Origin of the sequence: Bacillus sp. V3B, from assembly GCF_024494465.1 — a bacterium.
Classification (GTDB): Bacteria; Bacillota; Bacilli; order Bacillales; family Cytobacillaceae; genus Bacillus_BD.
Window position 1 is genome coordinate 1 of the sequence record NZ_JAETXM010000098.1, and the last position, 384, is coordinate 384.

A 384-nucleotide genomic window follows, 5' to 3' on the forward strand; every position below is an offset into this window, starting at 1 on the left:
CTTTTTACTATCTTTTTTCATGGTTGGACGTCCCTTCTTCTTAGATTTGAGGGCGTCCACTCCTTGAGATTCGAATTGAATTCTCCACTTTCTGATTAAGGCAGGAGAGGTGATGTGGAATAGTGTTGCAGTTTCATTCGGAGACGTCCCATTATCATTCATAAAATTAAGTACGTCTAGTTTAAACTGTGCTGAGTAGTTTGTATATGACTTTTTCAATAAACCCTCTACACCGTTACGTTCGTATTGCATCACCCAGTTTCTAACAACACTGTCAGATGTACCAATCGACTTCCCAATCGTTGAATAACTCTCCATACCAGTTTTATAGCGTTGTACTACAGCTAACTTTTCTTCATCAGTAAATTTAACCATGAAAAAACT

At 37.8% G+C, this 384-nt stretch carries 1 protein-coding gene; it reads right to left on the reverse strand.

The genetic code is table 11. The features are described 5' to 3' along the window. Positions 1 to 384: helix-turn-helix domain-containing protein (locus JMM81_RS22765; protein WP_256243830.1), on the reverse strand; the 384-nt coding region annotated here is incomplete at both ends.